Below are 26,249 nucleotides of genomic sequence, written 5' to 3'. Positions count from 1 at the left end.
TTTAATTTACAAAAGTGATGGCGTGGCCGACTTTGCCGGCACGTCCAGTCCTGCCGATACGATGGATGTAAGCATCCATGGTCATCGGTAGCTGATAGTTGATCACATGGGTCACATCAGCTACGTCGATTCCTCTGGCAGCAACATCGGTGGCTACCAGCACCCTAATATTCCCTTTCTTAAACTCGTCGATCATCTTGACCCGGAAGTTCTGGGACTTATCACCATGAATCTGCCCTGCGGTGATGCCGGCCTGATTCAGTTTTTTTGCCAGCCTGTCGGCCAGCCGCTTTGTTTCTGTAAAGAGTATGACCTTTTCCATATCGGGGCTCTTCAGCATGGACACGAGCATATCGATCTTTTCGGCCCCTTCGGGCACCTTGACCGTCTGCTGTTCGATATTTTCATTGGTACCTCCAGCATTTTCCACGATCACTTCGATAGGATTGTGCAAAAGCGAAGAGATCAACTGTTTTTGGCCTGGCTCAAGAGTTGCCGAAAACAGCAACGTCTGCTCACGCCTTCCGATCAGGTTGACCAACTTCTTCACGTCGTTGACAAATCCCATATCCAGCATACGATCAAACTCATCCAAGACGAGCGTATTCACTTGGTTCAGCTTCAACAACTTGCGATCCGAAAGATCGAGCAATCTTCCCGGAGTACCTACGATTACTTGAAGCTTTCGCTCCAGCTGCTTGTAGTCCGAATTGATATTGGTGCCGCCGATGAACGTAGCAGAATACAGATGCAACCCAGCCGTAAGGCTTTTGAACTCTTCCTCGATCTGCAAGGCGAGTTCGCGGGTAGGTGTCACCACCAAAGCGGTGTAGTTTCTGGGATCTTTCAGCGCATGCTCGATGATCGGAATCAAAAAAGCAGCAGTCTTACCGGAGCCAGTCTTGGATATGGCCATCATGTCCCTTCCGTCCAACAAGGGCAGAATGGACTGATCTTGAATCGTCGTCAGCGTCTGATAACCTTTGGACAGAATATTAGCAAGAAGTCGCTCGTCCAGCTTGATATCCTGAAAAGACTTCTCTGTGCGGAATCCCGCCTGTCCACTTGGCTTGGCCTTTTTCACAAAAAGCCTCGGATCCAAGGTGGATTCTTTTTTCTTTTTCACTTGCCTTCTATCCACAGTCCCGTTTCTGCCAGGACTGGAAGGCTTGGTATTTCTTCTAGGTGTACTCATAGGAAGTTGTTTAGGCTTTAGCGGGGACCATTTCTGCGTTACCCAGGAGATACAGCATCTTGAAATGAGCCTGTAAAGCTTTAAAAAATGTCTTTTTTGAATGATAAGGAATATTGAACTCTTCGGCCGTAGCCTTTACGATCGGGGCGATCTCCCGGTAGTGCACGTGGCAAATGTCCGGAAACAAGTGGTGCTCTACTTGATAGTTTAGTCCGCCGATCATCCAGGAGAAAACCCGGCTTTTCTCGGAATAGTTGCATGTGGTGGCCAATTGGTGCAGCAAGCGCTCGCCTTCCACCATGCCGTGTTCATCTGCCTGCGGAAAATTGACTTCAGGCATGATGTGAGCAGTCTGGAAAACCAGGGAAATACTCAAGCCTGTGACAAAGTGTAACGCCAAAAAGGCCAGCAAAATCTCACCCAGACCAAATGGGGAAAATGCGATGGGCATTCCCAAGGTAAAGGCATAATACGCCAATTTCCAGGCCAATATCTTGAAAATCGTGTTTCTGTAGATATTTTTCCCCTTAAACAAGCCCATCTTGTGATAGCGTCTAAAGCGGATAAAATCCTTGGAAGTAACCCACGACAGGGTCGACAGTCCATAGAAAAACCAGGTGTACCAATGCTGATAGGGATGTAGCGCGTTTTTCTCCGCATTGGGGGAAAACCTCAGAAAGAACGGCGCATTGATATCATCATCGGCTTCCGAGATGTTGGTGTAGGAATGGTGCAGGACGTTGTGCTGTATCCTCCAGACCGTCGCGTTGGCGCCGACCATGTTCAAGGTGTAGCCCAGCAGTTTGTTGACCAGAGGATTTTTGGAATAAGTACCGTGAATCGCGTCGTGCATCACTCCCATTCCGATCCCGGCCATGCCAAAACCGCTAAGCACAAAACATGCAAAGAGCTGCCAGGTCTGATCCACCACGCCGGTGATCACCATAATGACGGGAACGAGGTAAAGGCTCATCATGACGACTGTCTTGATGAACATTTCGCGGTTTGCAAACTTTGACTTTTGGGAAGATTTGAAATAAGAATTGACTCTGCTTCTGAGAGTGAGGGAGAAATCAGAAAGTTCTGATTCCGAAAACCGGATAGTCTTGATAATGGCTTGTTTTAAGTAAAAGGAAATCTTGGATTCTCGAAAGGATTATTAACTGCAGTTTTCAATTCCTGAAATGGACGGGCCATTTGCTGAATCAAAAAAGTAGAAGAAGAAGAATAAAACCTTTTTTTGGAGAACTCTTGATTTGCTACTTGGGCAGGCGTATCACCGATGCTAACTTGGATGTCAAGTATCGAAAACATTTCTTCGACGTGACAAAGGTGACGAATTCAATCGTCAATTCCTAATTCCGCTAAAACCTTGGCTTTTTCAATCCCCGAGGATTTAGCCGATTGCCGCGGCATCGTCTAGTTCAATTTCCAGTTCAAAATCCCGTTGATATGCATCATGTCAACTTTATTGTAGATCTGAATTGGCGCTAGGCCTTGAGAGGAAATCGGCCACTTGGCCGTCATCAAAACATGGATGTCCACTCTCTTGATCACCTTGGGCTGGTATTTCATCCCTAGATTCAATTGACGGTAGCTGGGGAAATTGTATTTGTTGGCCGGAGCATCCGCAACATCGGAAAGCCAATGCAAACCAAAATGGGCATAGACAAGCGTGTTTACTTTGTCCATCCTATATTCGCCATACCACACCAAGGCATCTACCTGCTCGTATCCTTCGTTTCTTTCTCGGGGGATGAAGGTGTACCAAGCATCTTTACCCCATTCTCTTGGACTAAGCCAGCGGCCATCTCCGCCTACATGGGTATAGTTAAAGTGGGTGGTCCAGCGGGAATTTGCCCATCCAATCCTTCCGGAAACGGCATAGTTGAAGTCTTCGGGATTCTTATAGCGCAATTGCGGATCTGAATTGCCGCCGTCCCCTACGCCCGCCTGCAGGCTTCCCGTCACACCGACATTCCATTTCTCCTCTCCACGGCTGCGAGTAGTTTCAAATCCCAGACTGGTGGTCGATAATAGATTGTCCGCCAGCGTCTGGGAAAAGCTGAGCCCAGCCTCATCGCCTAGGGAGCGACCGACCTCGACAATTCCCAGCCAGTCGCTATCCGTATTTCCATAGTACTTTGATGCGGTGCCCGATTCATTCCTTCCAACGGGAAAAATGCCGAGCGTATTTCCGATTCCAAGCCATTCGCTGCTTCCCCGAATGCTCATTTTCCCAATCACCCAAGTCTGGATGTCCCACTTGGAATCAGGCTGGTATTTCAGATAGAACCCTTCAATTGCCGTAGGTGAAAGCCTTCCATCCTGTGCATTGACCCAGTCGGAATTGATCCCCATCCTTCCAGCTTTGATGCTGATTTTTTGGGCGAAGTACTCCAAGGAAAAGGTCTCCAATTTTCCGAAAAGACGATCTGTCGGATTCCGCAAGTCAAACAAGCCCGTCTCATAGCGGTTGCCTTGGCCCGTCGTCGGGTCGGGATTCCAAATATCGGTGCTGGCGACATTAGCGAAAGTCCTGTAGCCCACGTGAAATCTCCAATGCTGTCGATAAGTGAGCTTCATTCCCAAGTTCAGGCTCATGCCCAGCGCATAGTCGTCCTTCAGATCCTCACTTGGATAGGATGTGCTCATCCAAAAACTGCGGAAATGCAGATCGGGGCGAACTTCCAGTTTAGGCTCCGATTCCTGCGCAAACAAAGGAATTTGAATCCCCAGAAGGAAAACGACGAAACCAAGCCACTTCAAACTCATTTGGACTTGGCTTTTGCTTCCTGAATTGATTTGAACGGGCCAAACTTGTGCTGCTCTTCAGTAAATCCGTCTGAATATGGGCCAAAAGGATGATCCATGGGCTTCTTGGAAATGTCCGGCCAGTCTTTTGACAAATCTTTCTTTGGTCTATCCAGGCTGTTCACAAAAGCTGCCACATCCCACGCCTCCTCATCGCTCAAGATGGGATTTTCGAAAGTTACCCCAAGCGGCATATTTGCCTTGACATAGCCAGCAAATCTAGAAAGTCGGAAAAGACCAGCCCCGGAATTATAGCTGCGCGCTCCCCAAAGCGGTGGATAGAGGTAGCCCGTTTCGTCCGGCTTGGCCACTCCCTGCCCATCTGCCTGATGGCAGCTGATGCAATGTTGGTCATACACCAGCTTGCCTCTCTTGGGATCTGCCGCCCGGTCCAAGAGGGGAACCTCATAGATTCCAGCTCCCTTTGCCGATTGCCCTTTGGGAACTTCCTTTCCTACCCAGCTGATATAAGCGACCATGGCTTTCATCTCCTTCGAGTCCCGTTCCAAAGCTTCGCCATTGAGGCTGCGCTCAAAGCAATCGTTGATACGCTTCTCGATATCTTCCTCGGTCCCCGAACGAGCCCGCATTTTGGGGTAGGTCGAAAAGACAGATCCGTAATTATTTCCGAGCGGGACTGTACCCGCGTTGAGGTGGCAGTTTTGGCAGTTCATCCCGTTTGACATAGCCTTCACCTTACCCTTGGGGCCCAAAAACTCCGAAGTATTTGCCACGAGTTCTCTGCCGTATTTGATCTCGGCAGCATTGGACTCCGACTCTACGGTGTTCCAGTCAGGTGCATGCCAAAGTCCCAGGGGATCCAAAAGGGCTTTTGAGACAATGGTGGGAACGGGAATTGGCTCCTTTATCTGCTCTGTGTTTTTCTCTGGAAGCCCAATCCCGAAGTAGGCCAGGTAGACTATGACACCGATTATTCCCGTCATGACTGCGGTAAGCCCTAGCAATCCAGCCAACAGTGAAATCAGTTTGACAAAAGGACCTTTCATCTCAATACTAGCATCAAGTTAAGGTACAAAAATCCGATTTACCCCCGTTGAAAACTGTGACAAGGATCACTCACCCTTTGTCCAAAAACAAAAAATCAGACATCGGTGAAGATAAAAAAAGTAATCATCGCAGGCTGTTGTTCAAAAAGCTACGATGAAGACCAGCCTTTCCCCTATTCTACCTTCGACGAAGCTTTTGGATGAACCCTCATAGAGCCGCAGTTCTACCTGGTCGCCCCCAAAGGACTCCGCTTGGTAATTGATTGCAATTTCACTTGGGAAAATTTTCCGGTCGGCCAGAAAGTTCTCCACCCAGCGGATGTAGCTCGTATTGTTGACATGGTAGTTGAGATCCAGGTCGGAAAAGCGCACCCTGACCAGCTCCCTGGCCACTACTTCACCCTTGGCGACCAACTTTTGGGGTTGGTGATCGGGTTTCATATTGGGATCGTAGAGTGCCGCAGGCAGCACGGATTCGGCTTTTTGGATGCGCTTGGTCGAGGTGTCAAGCAGCAGCCAAGAGGACATTCCACGAACCAGGATCCGGTCATTTTGATCCGCCACCATAAAGTCCCGAAAAGCAAAAAGCTTGTCAGCGCCCTTGGAACCTGTAAACAAACGGATCGAATCGCCCCACTTGGGAAACTCAAGAATCTCTATCTCCAACCGCGCCAAGGCCCACATCAAATTGATTTCGCTGAGATTTCTTCCAAAATCCGCCGAATCGGCATGTGCCCAAGCGATCTCCTGAAACAAATCGGCCAGGCAACTTAGCCGGATATTTCCTTCGGGTTTTACTTGATATGAACCTACTTCAAATGATTTGGTAAACTGGAAGCTGTCAGTTAAGATCATACGGCGGCTTTCTTTGGGAACTTGGGTGGGATCAAAAACACTTTCTTTCGAAAGCTTGAGAGCACCAAAATACCCATTCCACACATTGCCACCAAGGCAAATGAAGTTTTTAAGTCAAATAATTCCGCGACAAATCCGATCAGCGGAGGACCCAGCAAAAAGCCAAAGAAGGAGATCGTGGATACCAAGGCCAGGGCCACGCTCGGCGAGTAGAGTTTGGATCGGCCCGCAATGCCATAGGATAGCGGTATGATCGAGGCCACTCCCAGCCCCACCAGCAGGAATCCCGCAGTCGCAGCCCACACGGTCGGGAAGATCACCGACAGCATCAAGCCCACAAAGATCAGAAAGCCACTCACTTGGATGACCGCCACCTTGGTATAGCGAGCTGCCAGCTTATCGGTGACAAAGCGACCCGAGGCCATGGCGCCCATGAAGGCTACATAGCCCAGCGCGACGAGCTCGGGATCGGCCAGCACGACCTTCTTGAAATACACGCCGCTCCAGTCAAACATACAGCCCTCGCTCATCATGCCGAGAAAGGCAATCAAGCTGACACGCAGCAACAAAGCATCGGGCTTTTTCAGCACCAGCCCACTCCCCTCGGAGGACTTTTCCTCCTTCACGATGAGGCCTTTGGAAAAGAAAATGATCAGCAGGGAAATCACCGAAACCACCCCAAAGTGCTGCGCGGGGCTAAGTCCAAGCAGGATAAGCGCCCCACCCAGTCCCGCTCCGGTAAATCCCGCAAGACTCCAGAGGCCATGGAAGGAAGCAAGGATGCTCTTTCCCATCTGGTCTTCCAGCCCAAGCCCTTGAGTGTTCATGGAGATGTTCATCACATTGCCGAGCATGCCGTAGCATACCAGTACGGGTAGCAGTATCCAAGTAGAGGGACTCAAACCGATCAGTGGCAGGGTGAGCGCATAGGCTACACCTCCGGTCAGGATCACCGCGCGGCTACCAAATCTGTGGACCGCCCAGCCTGCAATGGGCAGACCTATGACGGATCCTATAGGCAGGAAGAGCAGCAGCGTGCCCAGTTGTCCCTCAGAGAGGCCGAATTTGGTCTGGATATCGGGAATACGGGAAGCCCAAGTGGAAAAGCAGAGGCCGACGAAAAAAAACATCGCTCCGACGGCCACACGGCGTTTGGAAAGATAATTCATGAGGTAGCTGGGTAGGTTTGATGGCGCTGCGAAGATAGCCAAATTGACCCGCAAAACAGGAAAGAATCGGCAGCGGGCCAAACTATTGTCTAGAGACTGTAGTTTTGTCAAAAAAAGAAATGGAGTTCGTCATCGTGGGTACCATTCTGATCACCATCATTCTGCTGATCAGGTTTATAATCAAGAAGGTTTTTGGGTAGGGAGTGGAAGTCGGGAGGTTTGGAAGTTGGATGTTGGATATTGGGTGAGAAAGAAGACGGAAGAATGGTCCAAAGGGGAAAGTTGTGGGCTTCGGCTATTTTAAAAATTTAGAGCCTCTAAAACTACCTTCAGAAGCTAGTCCTGTGCCCAAAAAAGGTAGAACTGTCAGCAAATAAGCTCGACTTGTTCCCAATAAAGGTACAGCTGTCCCCAAAAAGGCTCGAACTGTTCCAAAAAAAGGTACAGCTGTCTCAAAATAAGCTCAACCTGTACCAAAATAAGGTACCCGACTACCCTCAGAAGGTACAGCGGTAGGCAAAGAAGGTACAGCAGTACCTTCCGGGGGTATATCTCCACCCAAAAAAGGTACCTCTGTATCCTCCGAAGCTATATCGCCAAGCAAAAATCTTCATCTATTCGAAAAAAAAATAGGTTTTCGTTTTCAGGAAGTCTAATATCTTTAGGGAGATGCGTGGAAGCCCCACTCCTGCAGATTAAGACTCGGATTGGAAAGCGATGGCAAAGGCATTTGAACTAGACCCAAGCCGAAAATCAGATCCCTTTAAAATGGAAATACACGAAAATTGGCCCAAGAGTGCGCTTATTGATGTTAGCTATATCTGAAAAAGCAACAGTTACACAACTCGCTGAACAAAATGAAAATATCAACAAAAGCCGAAAAAATATTGACTCAAATCAGCGGAACGAAAACCAAACTCGGGGACTTACGAGCCATAGCAAGGGTCATTAAAAAGGACCACGACTTGGCAATGGAACTTTGGGAAACTGAACATTTTTTTGCCCGACAGTTGTCAATTCTCCTAATGGACAAAAAACTCCTTTCGGAAGAAATGATTGACGATTTAGTAAGCGACATTAACCGACACACTGATAATGAGAAACTTCAGCTTATAGATTGGCTAATGGCAAACCAACTTATGAAAGACAAAAAGACAATTGCTTTGATAGAAAGTTGGGAAGACAACCAAGCGTCATTAAAAAGACGAACTTTTTGGTATTATCAAGCACGTTTGCGCTGGATAGGACAAACGCCACCCGACAGCGAAATACTACTCTCTAAAATTGAAAATAGGATAGAAAAAGAAGAACCAGAAGTGCAATGGGCAATGAATTTTACGACAGGTTGGATTGGCGTGTATGAGAAAAAATACCGAAATCGTTGCATAGCTCTTGGCGAAAAAACGGGCCTTTATAAAGGACAAATGGTTTCAAAAGGCTGTACTCCCGATTATTTACCGGAATTCATATCGATTGAGAGCAACAAAAGGAACTTATAATATTTAGAACAAAAATGGCTACTGCTAGGCGTAAAATATTGGTTTAGTACGGGCTGGAATCCTCGACAAGCGTCGTGAGCAAATCCACCCTCCTACTCTTTCCAATATACATTTGGCCAAAGCTCCCCTCGTCTACTCCCCGCAAGTAAATTCACTTGCGACTACTGAAAGCAAAAAAAGCGAGTGGGGACACTCGCTCAGGCGCTTAGACAAACCTTTTCCAAAGACCTAAACTTTGGAAAAGTTCACCGCAATAGATTAATCAATTCGGCAATTTATCGGCAAACTTGCCATACACCCAAGTTCCAGCCAAAGCGGAGATCAGGGTCACCAAGATCACCGTGTAACCACTGCCTATTTGGGCAAAGAGTGGTCCGGGACAAGCGCCTGTGATCGCCCAGCCCAATCCGAAGATAAACCCTCCGATTACTTGGCCTTTTTTGAAGACTTTATCTGGAATGACGATGGATTCGCCGTGGATGGTTTTGATGTTCAGACGCTTGATCAGCTGAACGGAAATCATCCCCGTCACCACCGCCGAACCAATCACCCCATACATGTGGAAGGATTGGAGGCGGAACATCTCCTGAATCCTAAACCAGGAAATGATCTCAGCCTTCACGAATACAATCCCGAAAAGCGTTCCCAAAACAAGGTATTTTAAGAGTTCCAGGCCTTTGTCATGGTCTTTCCGCAGATTGGGAGCCACACAATTCGGATCCTCAGCCACTATATTTTTTACTGCTACTTTTGACATGATGTTCAGTTTTTTAAAATCCTACAAGTTTCATCAATGGCTCCATCAGCACATGAGTCATCAGAAATCCACCGATCATAAAGAAGATCGTGGCGATGACCGAAGGCCACTGCAAGGAGCTGATCCCCATGATCGCATGCCCGGAAGTACAGCCTCCCGCGTAGCGCGTGCCGAAACCAACCAGAAAGCCTCCGAAGACGAAAAACAGCAATCCTTTGGCGCTGAATAGATTTTCCCAAGAGAAGATCTCAGCAGGCATCAGGTCGGAAAAGTCCGTGATGCCCAAAGTTGCCAAATCATTCTGGGTATCGACTGAGATCACGATAGTGTCTGGGTTGGCGAGGAAATTCGTCGCCAGAAATCCGCCGATCCCCACACCCAGCACGAAGAGCAGGTTCCACGCTTCCTTTTTCCAGTTGTAGGTGAAAAAGGGAATTCCCGCTGGCACACAGGCCGCGCAGATGTGCCTCAAGGAGGAGGAGATACCAAAGGTTTTATTTCCCAAAATCAGCAATGCCGGGACGGTAAGCCCGATCATTGGCCCGGCCACATACCAAGGCCAAGGCTGCTTAATCCATTCAATAAATTGTTCCATATTTTAATTTAAGTTTTTCGAATCACTTTCTGGCCGTCCAGAGGTGCAGCCTACTTTCAGCAACAAATTTGGTCAGAAAACCTCCCCAAAAGCCGTGACTTTGGTCACAGTGAATTGGCTAAAACCAAAAATGGCAGACCATCCGGTCTACCATTTCCAATTATCAGGTCTACTTCTGCTGGATTTAGAGCAGCGTAGTCGGACAAACATAGTCTGACACCTCAAACTTGCCGGATTCTTTGATGGCCTTGAATCCACCTGAGACGTCGATCAGATTGTCATAGCCTCTTGCCCTCAGGATGGAGTTGAATACCATGGATCTGTATCCGCCCGCACAGTGCACGTAGTAGGTTTTGTCCTTGTCCACTTGGAGCATGCTATCGTTGATGTAGTCCAAAGCCGCATTTTCGGCATCGACCACGTGTTCGGACAAAAACTCAGAGTTCTTTCTGACGTCCAGAATATGGATATCCGGATCGTTTTCCTTGATTTTCGCAAGTTCCTCCACCGTGATGGAAGTAATGGAGTCCACTTCCTTTCCAGATTTCTCCCAAGCTTTGAAACCACCTTTCAGGTATCCGATGGCGTAGTCATAACCCACTCGCGCCAGTCGGGTGATCACTTCTTCTTCCCTTCCCTCTTCGGCTACGACGAGGATTTCCTGCTTTAGATCGGGAATCATCGCCCCTACCCACACGGCAAAGCTTCCGTCTATGCCGATGTTGATGGAGTTGGGGACAAAGCCTTTCGCGAAGGTCTGGGCATCCCGAGTATCCAAGATCAGCGCACCGGTCTCGTTGGCCGCGGCTTCGAATTCCTCCGGTGACAAGGGTCTCTCCCCTCTTTCCAGCACCTCGTCGATGCTGTCATATCCCTGGATATTCATCATGACGTTTTGGGGGAAGTAAGCGGGCGGTGGAGTCAGGCCAGTGAGTACCTGCTTGATGAATTCCTCCTTGCTCATGGGCTGGAGCGCGTAGTTGGTTTTCTTCTGGTTGCCCAAAGAATCCGAGGTCTCTTTGCTCATGTTTTTGCCGCAGGCAGAGCCCGCACCATGGGCAGGATAGACGATCAAATCATCTGACAAGGACATGATCTTGTTACGCAAGGAGTCGTAAAGGTGCCCGGCCAACTTTTCTTGGGTCAGATCTTTCACCACCTTTTGGGCCAAATCGGGACGACCGACATCACCGATGAACAAGGTGTCTCCGGTAAAGATCGCTTCCTCTTTTCCTTCTTCGTTGATCAAAAGGTAACAAACCGACTCCATGGTATGGCCTGGTGTGTGGAGTACGCGAATTTTGGTTTTACCCAATGTAAACTCTTGATTGTCCTCGGCGACGATGGCGTCAAAACCCATCTTCATTCCAGTGGGACCATACACGATTTTGGCACCGGTTTTTTCCGCCAGATCCTTATGCCCGGACACAAAGTCCGCGTGAAAGTGCGTCTCAAAAACGTACTTGATTTTGGCATTTCTACGCTCGGCTTTTTCGATGTAGGGCTGCACCTCTCTCAAAGGGTCGATGACTGCTGCCTCCCCATCGGACTCGATGTAGTAGGCTCCTTGGGCGAGGCATCCGGTATAGATTTGTTCGATTTTCATATGGCTGTCTTTTTAGGTTTCTTCACTATTTCAAGTCAAAATTAGGCAAGCGCTTCATTGCTGAAAACGACTTTTGTCACATTGGCTTCAGGCGTTAGTTACGAGATTGGATTTGACGATCTGCACCAACTGGTGGGCTGGTACTACTCCTGACTGTCTCCAGACAGGCTTTCCTTTGTGGAATAAAATCAGGGTGGGCACTCCCCTTACCTGAAATCTGCTCGCTGCCAGGGGGTTTTTGTCCACATCGACTTTGATGATTTTGACTTGTCCTCCCAATTGCTTGCTCGTATCCTCGAGGATGGGCTGCATCATCTTGCAAGGCCCACACCACACCGCAAAGAAGTCCACCAACACGGGAGTGTCTCCATCGATCAACTCTTGAAATGTTTTGGCTTGCGTACTCATAGTTTTTTGTTTTGGATGATACAAAGGTAGAAACCTCTTCCCCTCCGACACAGTAATATTTGTCACACCTGCATTGGGACTAACTCCCCAAGCTTTTAAAAAGTGCTAAAAAACCCGGACTTGGAGTAAAATTTCATATTTTCGCCCCGACTAATTTACCCTCTTAATGCTCAATTATAAGCAGATCAACAACCTCACCGGCTGGGTCATTTTTGCTGTTGCCACGCTGGTCTACATCCTGACCGTAGAACAAACCGCCAGTTTTTGGGATCCGGGTGAGTTTATCGCTTCTTCCTATAAGCTTCAGGTTCCCCACCCTCCCGGTGCTCCGTTTTTTCTCTTGGTCTATAGGATGTTTGGGTTTCTGGCGATGGGCGACGGACTGCAGGTGGCTTATTGGATGAATATCGGCAGTGCCTTGTTCTCCGGCTTTACGATCCTATTCCTGTTTTGGTCGATCACGCTTTTTGGCAAGAGAATCTTCTCCATCCAAGAAGGCCACGAGACAAAAAGCCAAACCATCGCGCTGATGGGGTCTGCTATTGTGGGCTCGCTGATCTATACCTTCTCGGATAGTTTTTGGTTTTCGGCTGTGGAAGCCGAGGTGTATTCCATGTCTTCCTTCTTTACCGCCATTGTGATTTGGGCGTTTCTGAAGTGGGACGTGATCAAAGACCCTAGGCTGGAAAACCAATGGATGATCTTCATCGCCTATTTGGTGGGTCTTTCTATCGGGGTCCACTTGCTCAACTTGGTGACACTACCCGCGTTGGCCTTGGTCTACTACTTCAAAAAGTACCCGAATCCAAGTCTCAAAGGCGGCATCTACGCGATGTTTCTCGGAGGAGTGGCCTTGGTCATCATCAATAACCTGATCATCCCCGGCCTGCCAAGCCTGGCCGGATCGATGGAAATCTTCTTCGTCAACAGCATCGGGCTGCCATTCGGCTCCGGGATTATCGTATTCCTCATCCTTTTCCTGGGTGCCCTGATCTACGGAATCCGCTATTCCATCAAGCAGCAAAAAACCCTGGTCAACACCATTCTGCTTTCTCTTGCTTTTATCATGATCGGCTATGGGAGCTACGCGCTGATCATCGTGCGCGCCAACCAGGATCCGGTGATCAACCAAAACGCTCCAAAGGACATCATCAGCTATGTATCCTACTTGAAGAGAGAGCAGTATGGCTATCGTCCACTGCTTCACGGGCAATATTTTACTGCGCAGCTGGTGGATCAGGAAGAAGGTGCGCCGATCTACATGAAGGGCAAAGACAAGTATGAGATCGTGGACTACGAACTGAAAAACACCTACGATCCGAGCAAAACCACCATACTACCCCGAATCTACTCCACCCAGGAAAACCACAAGCGCATCTACCGATCCAAGCTCGGGCTACGCGAAGGACAAGAGCCGACCTTTGGAGACAACATCTACTTCATGCTGTCCCATCAGCTGGGGCACATGTATTGGAGGTACTTTATGTGGAATTTTTCCGGCCGGGAAAGCGACTTCACCGATGCCCCTTGGATGGGGATTACGGACGCTTTCAGCGACAAGTATCCCGAGTACATCACCGAAAACAAGGGACACAACAACTACCTGATGCTGCCCCTGATTCTCGGGCTCGTTGGGATTTTCTTTCAAGCCAAAAAGGATCCCAGATACTTCTACGTCAATCTGATGCTCTTCCTCATGATGGGCGTGGTGCTCGTACTCTATCTCAACTCTCCCCCCGTGGAGCCGAGGGAAAGGGACTACATCTATGTCGGTAGCTTCTATGCCTTTGCGATCTGGGCTGGACTCGGCGTACTCGCCATCGCTCATGGCTTGACCAAAGTCACAAAAAACCTCGGGACTGCCGGGATCATTGCCACCCTTCTCACGCTGCCTGTAGCAGGACTAATGGGCGCCCAAAACTGGAACGACCACAACAGAAAAGGAAGGTTCTTCTCCGTAGATTCGGCAAGGAACTTCCTGGCTTCCTGCGCACCCAACGCGATTCTCTTCACCGGCGGGGACAACGACACCTTCCCGCTTTGGTATGTACAGGAGGTAGAGGGCTTCCGCACCGATGTGAGGGTAATTGTACTTAGCTACTTCGACACGGACTGGTATGTGCAGCAGATGACCAGCCAAGCCAACGAATCCGATCCGCTTCCGTTTTCCTTGCCCCAAGAGCGCTACCAAAAGGGCACCAATGATGTTCTCTATGTCATGGAGCAGGAAAACCTCAACGCCATTTCAGCCAGGGAATACCTAAAACTCCTCAATTCAGGCTCAGATCTCCTCAAGATGAAGACCAGTGGCAAAAGCGTCGTCAATATGGTGCCTTCCCGCAACCTGATCCTAGAGGTGGACAGCAGCTTCGTTGCCAATGAGGAGATCGTACCAGCCCAGTTCCGCGAGTTCTTCGCTCCCCAAATGAACCTGCAAATCAAAGGGCAATATGTCACCAAGGGAACGCTGATGCTAATCGACTTGATCGTAAGCAACAACTGGGACAGGCCGATCTATTTCAACAACACTTCTTTGTCTACCATTGGGATAAACATAGGAGAGCATGTGGTGATGGAGGGAATGACCTACCGTCTTCTTCCGATCAGGAAGCCAGACTACGTTCGTGATGAGTTGGTCAATACCGACATCGCGTACAAAAACTACATGGAGAAATTTGCCTTCCGAGGTATGGACAACCCCGATGCCTACTACGACGAAGAATACAGACGCTTCACCTCCAATCACCGAAGCGCGTTGAACAGCATCGCGATGGCGCTTTTGGATGAAAACAAAATGGAGCAGGCTGCCACCCTACTCAACTATGGGCTGCAAACCATTCCAAATGAAGCAGTGCCTTACGACCTGAGCAGCGGACAGTCCGTGCCTTTGTTTTTCGAAGTGGGTGAAGATGAAAAAGCACTGGACATCATTGACAAGATTTCCAAGAAATCTCTGGACATGATAGAGTTTTACACCCGGGAAGACCGGGCATACGATCGCGAGATGATGATTTCCATCGAAATGGTAAAGTACTTCATACCGCTTCTGGAGGAAAGGGGCTATCAGGAAGAAGCCCAAAACCTCAAGCTAAGACTGGAAAGCCTCATAGGCGCAGAGAGCGCTTCACCTGGCATGCTAGAGAGGCGGTAGTTCTGAAACCCGCGGGTATCCGAAAGGCGAGAATTGACTTTCTCGCCTTTTTTTGTTTGGTAAGCCGGCTAAAGCTTCCTTATTATACAGGATTTAAATGTTAAATTATCAGACACTTAACTTGTCAACTATGAATCTACAAGAAAGAATAGATTCGAAAATCGCTGAACTCAAATCCTTGGAAAAAGACTTTCCGACAGTGATGGTGGTCCATGACATCCGAGATTCCAGCGTTTGCTATATGAGTCAGCTTGCTTTGGATGGCCTTGGTGTTACCATGGAAGAATTGATCGCAATGAAACAGGAATACCATACGAAGTTTTTTAATTCGGAAGACTCCGCTGAATATGTCCCCAAAATATTTGGGCTGTTGGCCAGGAACAATGACGATGAAGTCGTTTCATTTTATCAGCAAGTGAGGAAAAGTCCGGATTTGGAATGGACTTGGTATCTCAGCAGCATCAGGATCCTGTTGAAGGATGATGATGGCTCACCCGTCCTCACACTGACCACTTCTGTTCCGGCCGAATCTCTCAGCCACGTCTCCAACAAGGCGCAACCATTGATCGGTGAAAGCAAATTCCGGAGAGAAAATCGCTAGTACCTAGCTTTGCCCTCCTACTTTGGCCTAGCCATTTGTCACAGTGACTTAGCTTCAGGTGTTCGCCCCTAGATTTTTTGACCCCTTACTTCTTCCAAAGCACATAAAACAAATCCAATCCCTCAGCCGGATTATCTACCAACGGGAAGTCCTCGTGTGTGATCTCCACCACTGAGTTGCCTTGCTGTTTATGAAGCTTGTTTCGATTGAAACGGTTAAGAATTTCATAGGGCATTCTCAACACTGAAGCGGGCAGCTTGTGTTGCAGATCAAAAATATCAAAGCGCATGATTTTATTGACAGACTTTCGGTTTGCCTCGTGGTAGTCCCATACCTTTGGGTTACCGCCTACTCCCATTGCCTCTACTCGGTCAAAGATCGAGGAAGCAAGATCGATCAGCTGCTGTGGCGTGTACTCCCTCTCATGCCAGGGATTTCTCGAAAGCGTGTGGTTGATGTTTGGGGTAGAGATGATTGCTTTGCCGCCCGGCTTTAGCATACGGTAGATTTCCTGAAGAAAAAGTCGGTCATTGGCAATATGCTCGATTACCTGAAAACTGACAATCGTGTCAAACGAGCGATCCGCAAATCCTACAAACGGGGGAATGATGGCCTGGCGAAAATCCACGCCGGGAAACTTGGCCTGAAGCATGGAAATCACTTCACCGATCTTGTCCAAACCGACATAGCTTTTTGCCAAGGGAAGGAGTTCTTCAACTCCGCGCCCCTCACCGCAGCCGACTTCGAGCAGGTCGCCGGATACCCATGGCTTCGCGGCGATGTAGGCTTTGAGCAATCTTTGATGGATGGGATTGTCGCTGATCAACTTGTCGGAAGCAATTTCCGTAGTGTAGGTAGCCATTCGGAATTTTAGTATTTTGGCAAAAGTAAGTCTAATTTTTAAAAACCGAGATTAAGACCCAATGAATCGAATCACCCCCCTACACCTCTTTTTTTTCCTTTGCTTTCTATCCATATACCAAACTTCACACGCTCAAAAAACGCTTGCCTCAACCGACCAGGCACTCAGGTATTCCCTTTATTCCCGCTTGGGGCTAAAGGTAATCCCAATAAAAACCGCCCCTGACCGGTTCAAAGTCCAATTTGTAGTCGAGAAAATCGAAGAAAATCCAAATTTCTCCGATTTCACCTTCAGTTACGCCATCTTGGACTCCTACGACAAGGAAATCACAGCAGAGCAGACCAAGACTTTGGGCCAAGACGATCTGAGGGCTGATACCGAAAGGCATTGGATCTTTGACCAAGAGGTGGATATCCCTGCAAGCCAAGAGACGGCCATTGCGATGCTGACGGTGGTGGATACACGACAAGGAGATGAATATGTCTACCATATCGATCTGAAGAGCGCCTATGTCTTAGGCCAGCCGGACTTCGGTGCCTACTATGCCAACGAAGTGCCTTTTGACCAAAACTACCTGAACAAAGAGGAATCCCTGCTGTTCAAGACTGTGAGTTCTCCCTCTATTCACGCATTCTTTTATCCGATGTCTTTCGACGTTCCCTTTCCCCCCATGGAAACCCGCCCATCAGACATTCCAAAGGAACTGAACGTGATCAAAATGGGAGACTTTCTTTCCAATATCCCAAAACAACTCAATGAGGAGGGATACTATTTTTTCCAGACCGATACTGCAGCTTCATCAGGAATTCTCCTTAAGACCACCCATGAATCCTTTCCCAAAGTCAAGGATTGGGAGGAAATGATTCAGATGGTGACCTATATATCGACCAGAAAGGAGCATGAAGCACTGATCTTGGCCGAGGACAAAAAAAAGGCCCTGGATGAGTATTGGATCTCCTTGACGCGCAATCCGGAGACTGCCAAAGAATTGATCCGCAACTATTTTAGAATGGTAGAATTTGCAAACATCCTTTTCACCGACTTCAAGGAAGGCTGGAAAACGGACCGCGGAATGGTCTACATCGTGATGGGTCCTCCCCAGGAGGTAAACTTCTACCTGGACCGGGAAGTGTGGACTTATGCCGGAATGGACGCGAGCTCGAAAATTAGGTTTACCTTTGCGCGGGCTAAGACCATACTCAGTCCACATTTCTACACCCTGAACCGATCCCGAGCCTATCAGCCCGTTTGGTTCAAAAACATTTCCCAATGGAGAAGCGGAAGGATGGCTTTCTGATCGAAAAAGGAGCCACTGACAAAGATTTTATATTCGGTACCCGCGCGGTGATGGAATCCATCCATGCTGGCAAAGAAATCGATAAGGTTTTGGTTCAAAAAGAACTAAACAACGACCTGATCAAGGAATTGCTGCAGCTATGCAAGTCAGAGAAAATCCCAGTCGTCCGTGTACCGGACGCAAAGCTTAACCGAATCACCAGAAAGAATCACCAAGGTGTGATCGCACAGATGTCCTCGATCGCCTACGCTTCCTTGGACAACGTGATCGACAACTGCTTTGCAATCGGGAAATCTCCTCTTGTTCTTGTTTTGGATCATATCACGGACGTAAGAAACTTTGGTGCGATCGCCCGTACTGCGGAATGCGCTGGCGTGGATGCCATAGTGATCCCCGAGAAAGGCAGCGCGCAGATCAATTCCGATGCCGTCAAAACCTCAGCCGGAGCGCTGAACTTCCTTCCTGTAGCCCGCGTTCGCAATCTTTTCTATGCCTGCAGGGACTTGCAAAAAATGGGGCTTACGCTGGTGGCGATCACCGAAAAAACAGAAAAGTCCATGTACGAAGCTGACTTTTCCTCTCCCGTAGCTATGGTGATGGGATCTGAAGAAGATGGGATCTCACAGGAAATCATGGGAATCGTCGACGACAAAGTCAAAATCCCTATGGCTGGAAACATCGAAAGTTTGAATGTCTCAGTGTCAGCAGGTGTGGCAATCTACGAAGCCATCAGACAACGAAAAAAATAGCAAGTTTTGGCCCAAAGTTGGAGGCCGAAGCTTACTGTTAGCTGCATAAAGCAAAGGGGGGATTTCAGATGAAGTCCTCCCCTTTTTTCTTGGCGTTTGCTACGAAGTCCCTAAACTTTTTCTCGCCGTCCAATTTACAGATCAAAAGCACATTTTCTGTTTCGTTGATCAGGTAGTTGTCCAAGCCTTCTACGACCACTAGCTTGTCGCTGTCGGTTTTGATGAAACAGTTTTTTGTATCAAAAAGTAAGGTATTTGCCTCGATGACGTTCGAGTTTTCATCCTTTTCCCGCAAACCGTGGAGGCTAATCCAAGATCCTACATCAGACCAGCCATAGTCTCCCAAAATCACGTAGACGTTGTCGGACTTCTCCATGATGCCGAGGTCAAGTGACACATTTTTCACCAATGAATAGGCCCTGAAGATAAACTCCTGCTCCGTGGGCTGGCCAAAATGGTGCCTGCCTTCCTCAAAAGCATCAGCCACGTCAGGCATGTTCTCATGAAAGGCATCCAAAAGGCTGGCTACCTTCCATACAAACATCCCCGAGTTCCACACAAAATCACCGCTTTCCAAAAAGGTTTTTGCCAGCTTGATATTCGGCTTTTCGGTGAAAGTCTTGACCTTCATCGCACAGTCGCCATCTTCATTTTCATGGTATTGGATGTATCCGTAGCCTGTATCCGGCCGGTTGGGCCTGATGCCCAGGGTGATCAATCGACCCTTGACCTTGGCGGCTTCCACGGCTTTCTTGATGGTGGCGATAAACTTGTTTTCCTGGAGTATGAGTTGGTCCGCAGGCGTAACGATCAGCGTCGCCTCCGGATCTACGACGTTTATCTTATATGCCGCATAAGCTGCGCAGGCGGCAGTATTTCGTCGTAGTGGTTCGGTGAGAATCTGCTCCGGCTTCAGATCCGGCAATTGCTCCATTACAAGATCGTGGTACATCTGGTTGGTCACCACATAGAAACGATCTGGCTGCGCAATCTCCAAAAATCTGTCGTAAGTCATCTGCAGAAGACTTCTGCCAACCCCGAGGATATCCAAAAATTGTTTGGGGCGGCTGTTTCTGCTATATGGCCAAAATCTGGATCCGATTCCTCCAGCCATAATCACGATATAGGGTCTATCTTGCATGAGAGTTAAACTATGCCTTCTTTCATCAAGTCATGAATATGGACAAAACCCCCGATTTTTCCCCCATCCAGAGCGACTAATTGGGTGATATTGTGATTGCGCATCAGATTGAGGGCACGAATGGCAAATTCGTCTTTTGATATTGTTTTGGGATTTACCGTCATGATGTCCTTTGCGGTGAGATTATGGATGTCCAGGGTTTTCTCCAACATCCTCCGCAAATCCCCATCGGTGATGATACCGGTGAGCCTGCCTTCAGCATCCTCTACCGCGGTAGCGCCGAGTCTCTTTCCTGAGATCTCTATGATCACCTCGCGGACATCAGCGCCTTCCGAAACGACCGGCACCACCCCTTTTGAAAGCACATCACCGACTTTTAGGTAGAGCTGCTTTCCAAGCGATCCGCCAGGGTGATATCTCGCGAAATCATCCGAAGTAAAACCCCTCGCCTCCAAGAGACAGACGGCGAGCGCATCCCCCAAAGCCATGTGGGCAGTGGTGCTGGTCGTCGGCGCAAGGTTGTGCGGACAGGCTTCCTCACCTATAGTCGCGTCGAGGACAAAATCCGCCTCCTCGGCGAGGTAGGAATTTTTATTGGAAACGAGGGCAACCAACACAGAACCCAGCTTTTTCAACAAGGGCACAAGCACCTTGATTTCGGGAGTATTTCCCGATTTTGAAATACATATCACGATATCCTCCTCCTGGATCATCCCCAGATCCCCGTGGATGGCGTCAGCAGCGTGCATGAAAAGCGCCGGCGTACCCGTGGAATTCAGGGTAGCCACAATCTTGTTTGCGACGATGGCGCTTTTGCCCACACCGGTAATGACGACGCGGCCTTTGGAACGCAATATTTTCTCCACACAAGCCTCAAAATCGCCATCTATACAATCGACCAATTTTAGGACCGCGTTTGCCTCATTTTGCAAAACCCGGGTGGCTGTATTTCTAATATTTTTAGCTAAATTCAATTTTACCTGCGTTAATCACTAATTTTGGACAAAGGTATAAAACTAATCGTTCATTCCTGTTTACAGGCATTTATCACCCACTAAGCCGCTTCTTCGCGTGGAGGAAAAAGTAAAAGCAGATCTTAAGAAAATCTTCGGATTTAGCCAGTTCCGTGGGAACCAAGAGCTCATTGTAGACAACCTGCTCAACCATCGCAACACCTTCGTGATCATGCCGACCGGTGCGGGCAAGTCGCTCTGCTACCAACTGCCAGCTGTAGTGACCGAGGGCACTGCCATCGTGATCTCGCCCCTGATCGCTCTGATGAAAAACCAGGTGGACCAATTGAACGCCGTGGGGATCAACGCCCATTTTCTCAACTCAACTCTCACCAAGTCAGAAGCGACCAAGGTGAAAAACGAGGTTCTGAAGAAAAAAACCAAGCTGCTCTACGTTGCTCCTGAATCGCTCACCAAGGAAGACAATATCGCCTTTCTGAAGTCGGCGCACTTGAGCTTTGTGGCGATAGACGAAGCTCACTGTATCTCTGAATGGGGACATGATTTCCGTCCAGAATACCGCAAAATCAAGAGCATAGTCGGCCAAATCGCTCCAAACCTACCAATCATAGCACTGACCGCCACAGCTACGCCCAAAGTCCAGCAGGACATACAGCGGAACCTGCAGATGGAAGAGGCTGATTTGTTCAAGTCATCCTTCAACAGAACCAACCTTTTCTACGAGGTAAGGCCGAAGGTAAAAAATGAGTCCAAAAAGTCCCTCATCAAATTCATCAAGCAACACAAGGGAAAGTCGGGAATCATCTATTGCCTCAGCAGAAAAAAGGTCGAAGAGATCGCCGAGCTGTTGAAAGTCAACCAGATCAATGCCGCCCCCTATCATGCGGGGCTGGATTCGTCAGTGCGCATCAAAACCCAGGATGACTTTCTAAACGAAGAATTGGATGTCATTGTCGCCACGATCGCTTTCGGAATGGGAATCGACAAGCCGGACGTTCGCTACGTCATCCATTACGACGTTCCAAAGTCGCTGGAAGGCTACTACCAAGAGACTGGCCGCGCCGGGCGGGACGGCTTGGAAGGCCATTGTTTGATGTTTTACCGATACGAGGACATCATCAAGTTGGACAAGTTTAACAAAGACAAGGCGGTCACCGAGCGGGAAAATGCCAAAATCCTTTTACAGGAGATGGCAGCCTATGCGGAGACAGGTGTCTGCAGACGCAAGTTTATCCTGAACTACTTCGGGGAAACACTGGACGAGGACTGCGGTTTTTGTGACAACTGCAAGCGGAACCGAGAGACGTTTGAAGGCATGGATGATCTTTTGATTGCCTTGGAAGCGGTAAAACAAACCAACGAGCGATTCAGCCTAGAGCATCTGGTAAAGGTAATCCGTGGCGAGACCGACGACTATGTGAAGAGCTATCAGCACGACCAATTGCCAGTCTTTGGGAAGGGAAAAGCCGAATCGGAAAAGCATTGGACCTCGGTCATACGCCAGGCGATGATTACGGCCCTTTTGGAAAAAGACATCGAGAATTATGGCATTCTCAAGATCACCAAAAAGGGCTTGGAGTTTATGGATGCGCCGTATTCCGTGGATTTGTATAAGGATCATGACTATGAAAAACTCACGGATGCAGAAACCGTGGAGGTCCAAGTCAGCACAGGCCCTGCCTATGACGAGAAGCTCTTCGAGCTCCTAAAGGCTGAACGAAAACGCGTCGCAAAAACTAAGAACCTCCCACCTTATGTCATCTTTCAGGACCCGTCCCTCGAAGAAATGGCAACGGTATACCCGACCACCCGGGAAGAACTTGCACAGATAAATGGTGTAGGTATGGGAAAAGTTGTCAAATTTGGGGCTCCGTTCCTGAAGCTGATTACTGCCTATGTGGAGGAAAACGAAATTGAGACTGCCACTGAAGTAGTCGTAAAAACCTCCGGAACCCGATCCAAGGTTAAGATTTCGATTATCCAGCAGATTGACCGCAAGATCGACCTGGATGAGATCGCCGAGAATCTCAACATCTCAATGGGTGAGCTGCTCCAGGAAATCGAGCAGATCATCTATAGCGGAACCAAACTAAACATCGATTACTACATTCAGCACATCATGGACGAGGAGCGGGAAGAAACTCTCCATGATTATTTCATGAATGCGGAAAGCGATCATATTAAATCGGCATTGGAAGAACTTGGCGACGAGGACTTTGCAGAAGACGAACTGCGGGTCTACCGGATCAAGTTCATCTCCGAACATGCCAACTAAAAAAGAAACGAGTCAATGAATATACTCTTATTGGGAAGCGGAGGCAGAGAACATGCCTTTGCTTGGAAGATCGTACAAAGCCCAGAATGCTCGAGGCTTTTCGTGGCACCGGGAAATGCCGGTACCGCCGACATCGCCGAAAATGTTCCTCTCTCGATTAACGACTTCGAGGCCATACATGGCTTTGTCATGAGCGAATCCGTAGATCTAGTCGTGGTCGGCCCTGAAGAACCACTTGTCAAGGGACTAGTGGACTTTCTTCAATCCCAGCCTGATACCGCCACACTCCCTATTGTTGGCCCTTCCCAGCTTGGAGCGACACTGGAAGGCAGCAAGGATTTTTCAAAGAGGTTTATGCAGCGAAACGGAGTTCCTACAGCGGCATATGAGACCTTTTCCACCAATGAGATAGAAGCGGGATTGGCTTATCTCGAAAGACAAAACCTTCCAATCGTATTGAAAGCCGATGGGCTTGCTGCCGGAAAAGGCGTGCTAATCTGCCAGACCTTGGAAGAAGCTAAAACCTCGCTGAAAGAAATGCTGTTGGAGGCAAAGTTTGGTGATGCCTCCTCCAAAGTCGTGGTCGAGGAATTTCTCTCTGGAATAGAACTCTCCGTATTCGTTGCCACCGATGGAAAGAGCTACAAGATATTGCCGGAGGCAAAAGATTACAAACGTATCGGCGAGGGCGATACCGGATTGAACACCGGGGGAATGGGTGCCGTAAGCCCGGTGGTTTTCGCAAATGCGGACTTCATCAAAAAAGTCGAGGAAAAGATCGTGAAGCCGACCATTGCCGGACTCGAGAAAGAAGAAATCGACTACAAAGGCTTCCTATTCATCGGCCTGATGAACAAGGATGGCGAGCCATCGGTCATCGAATACAATGTCCGCATGGGCGACCCTGAGACGGAAGCGGTCCTGCCGCGAATCAAAAGCGATTTTGTGGGCCTTCTCAAAGGAATCGCCACTGGTACGCTGGACCGATACGAGCTGGAGATTTCACCTGAATATGCCACCACGGTGGTCATGGTAAGCGGGGGATATCCCGGATCCTATGAAAAAGGCTTCCCGATTTCTTTGCCCGACAATATCGAAAAGAGTGTGATCTTCCACGCAGGCACCTCCAAAAACTCCCAAGGAGAAATAGTCAACCAAGGGGGCAGGGTAATCGCCGTGACGGGCTTTGGAAAAGGGCTCGACGAAGCGCTGGAAAACGCTTTTGACACCGTTGGGAAAATAAGTTGGAACAAGGCTTATTATCGCAGGGATATCGGTCAGGATATCCTGAAATTGACGAATTAAACCCAAAGAACTAACCGAGGCGAAAGCCCTGTAAATATATTATGGCTGGATGTACTACCTGCTCCACCTCCTCAGGAGGTACCGGCGGCTGCCAAAACAATGGCAGCTGCGGCACGAGCGATTGCAATAAAATGAACTCTTTCGACTGGCTTTCCCACATGGGGATTCCCCAGGTCGACAATTTTGATATTGTAGAGGTCAAGTTTAAAGGAGGCCGAAAGGAATACTTTCGAAACGTCGACTACTTGACCCTTCATACCGGAGACCCGGTAGTCGTAGACGTGCCAAACGGCCACCATATCGGCTATGTCTCCCTCCAAGGCGAACTGGTGCGCCTTCAGATGCAAAAACGCAAGGTGCGTGATGATGACAACATCACCCGAATCTACCGCGTAGCAAATCAAAAGGATCTGGAAAAGTGGGAAGAAGCCCGAAACCGCGAAATCCCAACTCTCTACCGCTGCAAGCAGATCGTGGAAGAATACAAGCTTCAGATGAAAATGTCGGATGTAGAATATCAGGCAGACAATTCAAAGGCAACCTTCTACTACTCGGCCGAAGACCGCGTGGATTTCCGGGAACTGATCAAAGCCTTGGCAGGAGAGTTTAAGATCCGGGTGGAAATGCGGCAGATCTCGCTCCGCCAGGAAGCAGGTAGGTTGGGCGGGATTGGCGTGTGTGGTCGGGAGCTATGCTGTTCCACATGGTTGGTAGATTTCAAAAACGTGACAACCTCTGCTGCTCGCTATCAAAATCTGTCATTGAACCCAGGCAAACTCAGCGGGCAGTGCGGGAGGCTGAAGTGCTGCCTCAATTATGAATTGGACACCTATATGGATGCGATCAAAGACATTCCCCAGGTGGACAAACCGCTGCAAACTGAAGCAGGGCCTGCTAAACTCCAAAAGACTGACATCTTCCGAAGACTGATGTGGTTCAGCTACAATAACGACAACGACTGGCATAGTATCACCTGCGACAGGGTTCGGGAAATTCAGATACTCAACGAGAAAGGCATCAAGGTATTCAACCTTCAGGTCGACAAATCAACTGATTTGGAAGACTTAGCCGCGCAGTCCACACGTGAACTTGAGCTTTTGGACAAGAAGTTTTCCAAAAAGAAAAAGAAGAAAAAACCAAGAAACAGACCTCAGGGAGATCAAGCCACCACAGAAGTTGCAGCCAAGCCAGCGCAACAGCCACGAACTCCCGCTGCCAAACCCCAAGGAGCAAAACCCCAAGGTCAAAAGCCTCAAAACAGACAGAATCAGCCCTCTACCACCCCTCTTCAGCCAAAGACCCAAGACACCCAGGCGACTGGCAGAGCGGAGCAAAAAGAAGGCAATGAGGCCAGACGGAAAAAGAGCAAAAACCGAAACCGACCCAAACCAGCTCCAAATCCTAATGCAGGGCCCAAAACGGAAAACCAAGGCCCGAGTCCAAAATCCGAAAACCAGGGAAACAAATCCGGAGATGGAAAACGCCGGTTTCCACCAAGAAAAAATCAAGGCCCAAACAATGGAGGCAATGAATAATTTGAAAAGTTGGCTTGGAATCCTGTTGCTGACCTTTCTTTTTTCCTGTGATGGCGATCGGGTGTTTGAGGAGTTTTACTCGTTCGAATCAAACTCTTGGAGCGAAGCGGATACGGCGACTTTTGATTTAAAAGAAGTAAAGGCGATGTCGGGCAAAAAGCTCATTGCAGTCCGGTACAACGAAGAATATCCCTTTTCCAATTGCTACATCCGCGTAATCAGCAGTGATACAAGCGGACTGGAACTGGATAACAAACTGATAAACGTCCCGCTTTTCGATTCAAAATCAGGAAAACCGATGGGAAAAGGGTTTGGAAACACGTTTACGATGTATGACACCTTGCCTTTCGAGGTATCGGGAAATACCTCTGAAGTTAGGTTTATCCAATACATGAGGCAAGAGAATCTCCCTGGACTGGAAGCTGTTGGACTGAAAATCTTAAAGTAAAAATGA

General features: G+C 48.6%; 22 protein-coding genes. 9 read left to right on the top strand and 13 right to left on the bottom strand.

The window, feature by feature from the left end; all coding sequences use genetic code 11:
- Position 1: 1 nt before the first annotated feature.
- From J0A67_RS05435 to J0A67_RS05410, 6 genes are all read right to left on the bottom strand, one after another.
- Positions 2–1,195, bottom strand: a complete 1,194-nt coding sequence (locus J0A67_RS05435; protein WP_206568246.1) for a DEAD/DEAH box helicase — start codon at positions 1,193–1,195, stop codon at positions 2–4.
- 10 nt (positions 1,196–1,205) lie between these two features.
- Positions 1,206–2,192 carry a fatty acid desaturase family protein gene (locus tag J0A67_RS05430; protein WP_206568245.1) on the bottom strand — a complete coding sequence of 329 codons (987 nt, stop codon included), beginning with the start codon at positions 2,190–2,192 and terminating at the stop codon, positions 1,206–1,208.
- A gap of 422 nt (positions 2,193–2,614) precedes the next feature.
- Positions 2,615–3,970 (bottom strand): hypothetical protein, encoded by a 1,356-nt coding sequence (locus tag J0A67_RS05425; RefSeq protein ID WP_206568244.1) that lies wholly within the window; start codon positions 3,968–3,970, stop codon positions 2,615–2,617.
- A complete protein-coding gene (locus J0A67_RS05420; RefSeq protein WP_206568243.1) occupies positions 3,967–5,016 on the bottom strand; it encodes a c-type cytochrome in 1,050 nt (349 codons plus the stop codon). Before J0A67_RS05420 ends, J0A67_RS05425 begins: the two co-directional genes overlap by 4 nt.
- A 141-nt stretch (positions 5,017–5,157) precedes the next feature.
- The gene (locus J0A67_RS05415) at positions 5,158–5,871 is read right to left on the bottom strand and encodes an acyl-[acyl-carrier-protein] thioesterase (RefSeq protein ID WP_206568242.1); all 714 of its coding nucleotides are present in this window, start codon (positions 5,869–5,871) and stop codon (positions 5,158–5,160) included.
- Positions 5,868–7,040, bottom strand: a complete 1,173-nt coding sequence (locus tag J0A67_RS05410; RefSeq protein WP_206568241.1) for an MFS transporter — start codon at positions 7,038–7,040, stop codon at positions 5,868–5,870. Before J0A67_RS05410 ends, J0A67_RS05415 begins: the two co-directional genes overlap by 4 nt.
- A gap of 857 nt (positions 7,041–7,897) precedes the next feature.
- Between J0A67_RS05410 and J0A67_RS05405 the strand changes: the two genes are divergently transcribed.
- Positions 7,898–8,539: a DNA alkylation repair protein gene (locus J0A67_RS05405; RefSeq protein WP_206568240.1), complete on the top strand. Its 642-nt coding sequence runs from the start codon at positions 7,898–7,900 to the stop codon at positions 8,537–8,539.
- Between the two features lie 262 nt (positions 8,540–8,801).
- Here the strand turns inward: J0A67_RS05405 and J0A67_RS05400 are convergent, their stop codons facing one another.
- From J0A67_RS05400 to trxA, 4 genes are all read right to left on the bottom strand, one after another.
- Positions 8,802–9,296 (bottom strand): DUF6691 family protein, encoded by a 495-nt coding sequence (locus J0A67_RS05400; RefSeq protein WP_206568239.1) that lies wholly within the window; start codon positions 9,294–9,296, stop codon positions 8,802–8,804.
- Positions 9,297–9,309: 13 nt separating this feature from the next.
- Complete coding sequence (locus J0A67_RS05395) at positions 9,310–9,891, bottom strand: YeeE/YedE family protein (RefSeq protein WP_206568238.1); 582 nt, start codon at positions 9,889–9,891, stop codon at positions 9,310–9,312.
- Between the two features lie 184 nt (positions 9,892–10,075).
- Positions 10,076–11,497: an MBL fold metallo-hydrolase gene (locus J0A67_RS05390; protein WP_206568237.1), complete on the bottom strand. Its 1,422-nt coding sequence runs from the start codon at positions 11,495–11,497 to the stop codon at positions 10,076–10,078.
- An 87-nt stretch (positions 11,498–11,584) separates the two neighbouring features.
- Positions 11,585–11,905 carry a thioredoxin gene (gene trxA / locus J0A67_RS05385; RefSeq protein ID WP_206568236.1) on the bottom strand — a complete coding sequence of 107 codons (321 nt, stop codon included), beginning with the start codon at positions 11,903–11,905 and terminating at the stop codon, positions 11,585–11,587.
- Between the two features lie 166 nt (positions 11,906–12,071).
- Between trxA and J0A67_RS05380 the strand changes: the two genes are divergently transcribed.
- Together J0A67_RS05380 and J0A67_RS05375 are read left to right on the top strand one after the other, a co-directional pair.
- Complete coding sequence (locus tag J0A67_RS05380; RefSeq protein ID WP_206568235.1) at positions 12,072–15,056, top strand: glycosyltransferase family 117 protein; 2,985 nt, start codon at positions 12,072–12,074, stop codon at positions 15,054–15,056.
- A gap of 130 nt (positions 15,057–15,186) precedes the next feature.
- Positions 15,187–15,657 (top strand): hypothetical protein, encoded by a 471-nt coding sequence (locus tag J0A67_RS05375; RefSeq protein ID WP_206568234.1) that lies wholly within the window; start codon positions 15,187–15,189, stop codon positions 15,655–15,657.
- 85 nt (positions 15,658–15,742) lie between these two features.
- Here the strand turns inward: J0A67_RS05375 and J0A67_RS05370 are convergent, their stop codons facing one another.
- Positions 15,743–16,519 (bottom strand): class I SAM-dependent methyltransferase, encoded by a 777-nt coding sequence (locus tag J0A67_RS05370; protein WP_206568233.1) that lies wholly within the window; start codon positions 16,517–16,519, stop codon positions 15,743–15,745.
- Positions 16,520–16,580: 61 nt separating this feature from the next.
- On the opposite strand from J0A67_RS05370, the gene J0A67_RS05365 reads away from it, so the two are divergent.
- Both J0A67_RS05365 and rlmB read left to right on the top strand, forming a co-directional pair.
- Positions 16,581–17,816, top strand: a complete 1,236-nt coding sequence (locus J0A67_RS05365) for a GWxTD domain-containing protein (protein WP_206568232.1) — start codon at positions 16,581–16,583, stop codon at positions 17,814–17,816.
- Entirely contained in the window at positions 17,789–18,565 is a 777-nt protein-coding gene (gene rlmB / locus J0A67_RS05360; RefSeq protein WP_206568231.1) for a 23S rRNA (guanosine(2251)-2'-O)-methyltransferase RlmB, read from the top strand. The genes J0A67_RS05365 and rlmB overlap by 28 nt, the downstream gene beginning before the upstream one ends.
- Before the next feature lie 64 nt (positions 18,566–18,629).
- Here rlmB and J0A67_RS05355 read toward each other — a convergent pair whose 3' ends face one another.
- Positions 18,630–19,706, bottom strand: a complete 1,077-nt coding sequence (locus J0A67_RS05355; RefSeq protein ID WP_206568230.1) for a mannose-1-phosphate guanylyltransferase — start codon at positions 19,704–19,706, stop codon at positions 18,630–18,632.
- 5 nt (positions 19,707–19,711) lie between these two features.
- Entirely contained in the window at positions 19,712–20,680 is a 969-nt protein-coding gene (locus tag J0A67_RS05350; RefSeq protein ID WP_206568229.1) for a KpsF/GutQ family sugar-phosphate isomerase, read from the bottom strand.
- Positions 20,681–20,777: 97 nt separating this feature from the next.
- On the opposite strand from J0A67_RS05350, the gene recQ reads away from it, so the two are divergent.
- From recQ to J0A67_RS05330, 4 genes are all read left to right on the top strand, one after another.
- Entirely contained in the window at positions 20,778–22,955 is a 2,178-nt protein-coding gene (gene recQ / locus J0A67_RS05345; RefSeq protein WP_206568228.1) for a DNA helicase RecQ, read from the top strand.
- A 15-nt stretch (positions 22,956–22,970) separates the two neighbouring features.
- The gene (gene purD / locus J0A67_RS05340) at positions 22,971–24,260 is read left to right on the top strand and encodes a phosphoribosylamine--glycine ligase (RefSeq protein ID WP_206568227.1); all 1,290 of its coding nucleotides are present in this window, start codon (positions 22,971–22,973) and stop codon (positions 24,258–24,260) included.
- 131 nt (positions 24,261–24,391) lie between these two features.
- Positions 24,392–25,795, top strand: a complete 1,404-nt coding sequence (locus J0A67_RS05335) for a PSP1 domain-containing protein (protein WP_241265106.1) — start codon at positions 24,392–24,394, stop codon at positions 25,793–25,795.
- Positions 25,788–26,243, top strand: a complete 456-nt coding sequence (locus J0A67_RS05330; RefSeq protein WP_206568225.1) for a gliding motility lipoprotein GldH — start codon at positions 25,788–25,790, stop codon at positions 26,241–26,243. The genes J0A67_RS05335 and J0A67_RS05330 overlap by 8 nt, the downstream gene beginning before the upstream one ends.
- Positions 26,244–26,249 lie beyond the last annotated feature (6 nt).

The sequence above is a fragment of the Algoriphagus aestuariicola genome (assembly GCF_017254835.1).
GTDB classification, from domain to species: Bacteria; Bacteroidota; Bacteroidia; order Cytophagales; family Cyclobacteriaceae; genus Algoriphagus; species Algoriphagus aestuariicola.
Note: the sequence above shows the minus strand (reverse complement) of the source record. Positions and strands in the feature narration are given on the sequence as shown.

Coding starts and splice junctions, on each gene's coding strand:
- J0A67_RS05435 (WP_206568246.1), bottom strand. CDS start 1,195: ATGAGTACACCTAGAAGAAATACCAAGCCTTCCAGTCCTGGCAGAAAC.
- J0A67_RS05430 (WP_206568245.1), bottom strand. CDS start 2,192: ATGTTCATCAAGACAGTCGTCATGATGAGCCTTTACCTCGTTCCCGTC.
- J0A67_RS05425 (WP_206568244.1), bottom strand. CDS start 3,970: ATGAGTTTGAAGTGGCTTGGTTTCGTCGTTTTCCTTCTGGGGATTCAA.
- J0A67_RS05420 (WP_206568243.1), bottom strand. CDS start 5,016: ATGAAAGGTCCTTTTGTCAAACTGATTTCACTGTTGGCTGGATTGCTA.
- J0A67_RS05415 (WP_206568242.1), bottom strand. CDS start 5,871: ATGATCTTAACTGACAGCTTCCAGTTTACCAAATCATTTGAAGTAGGT.
- J0A67_RS05410 (WP_206568241.1), bottom strand. CDS start 7,040: ATGAATTATCTTTCCAAACGCCGTGTGGCCGTCGGAGCGATGTTTTTT.
- J0A67_RS05405 (WP_206568240.1), top strand. CDS start 7,898: ATGAAAATATCAACAAAAGCCGAAAAAATATTGACTCAAATCAGCGGA.
- J0A67_RS05400 (WP_206568239.1), bottom strand. CDS start 9,296: ATGTCAAAAGTAGCAGTAAAAAATATAGTGGCTGAGGATCCGAATTGT.
- J0A67_RS05395 (WP_206568238.1), bottom strand. CDS start 9,891: ATGGAACAATTTATTGAATGGATTAAGCAGCCTTGGCCTTGGTATGTG.
- J0A67_RS05390 (WP_206568237.1), bottom strand. CDS start 11,497: ATGAAAATCGAACAAATCTATACCGGATGCCTCGCCCAAGGAGCCTAC.
- trxA (WP_206568236.1), bottom strand. CDS start 11,905: ATGAGTACGCAAGCCAAAACATTTCAAGAGTTGATCGATGGAGACACT.
- J0A67_RS05380 (WP_206568235.1), top strand. CDS start 12,072: ATGCTCAATTATAAGCAGATCAACAACCTCACCGGCTGGGTCATTTTT.
- J0A67_RS05375 (WP_206568234.1), top strand. CDS start 15,187: ATGAATCTACAAGAAAGAATAGATTCGAAAATCGCTGAACTCAAATCC.
- J0A67_RS05370 (WP_206568233.1), bottom strand. CDS start 16,519: ATGGCTACCTACACTACGGAAATTGCTTCCGACAAGTTGATCAGCGAC.
- J0A67_RS05365 (WP_206568232.1), top strand. CDS start 16,581: ATGAATCGAATCACCCCCCTACACCTCTTTTTTTTCCTTTGCTTTCTA.
- rlmB (WP_206568231.1), top strand. CDS start 17,789: ATGGAGAAGCGGAAGGATGGCTTTCTGATCGAAAAAGGAGCCACTGAC.
- J0A67_RS05355 (WP_206568230.1), bottom strand. CDS start 19,706: ATGCAAGATAGACCCTATATCGTGATTATGGCTGGAGGAATCGGATCC.
- purD (WP_206568227.1), top strand. CDS start 22,971: ATGAATATACTCTTATTGGGAAGCGGAGGCAGAGAACATGCCTTTGCT.
- J0A67_RS05335 (WP_241265106.1), top strand. CDS start 24,392: ATGAACTCTTTCGACTGGCTTTCCCACATGGGGATTCCCCAGGTCGAC.
- J0A67_RS05330 (WP_206568225.1), top strand. CDS start 25,788: ATGAATAATTTGAAAAGTTGGCTTGGAATCCTGTTGCTGACCTTTCTT.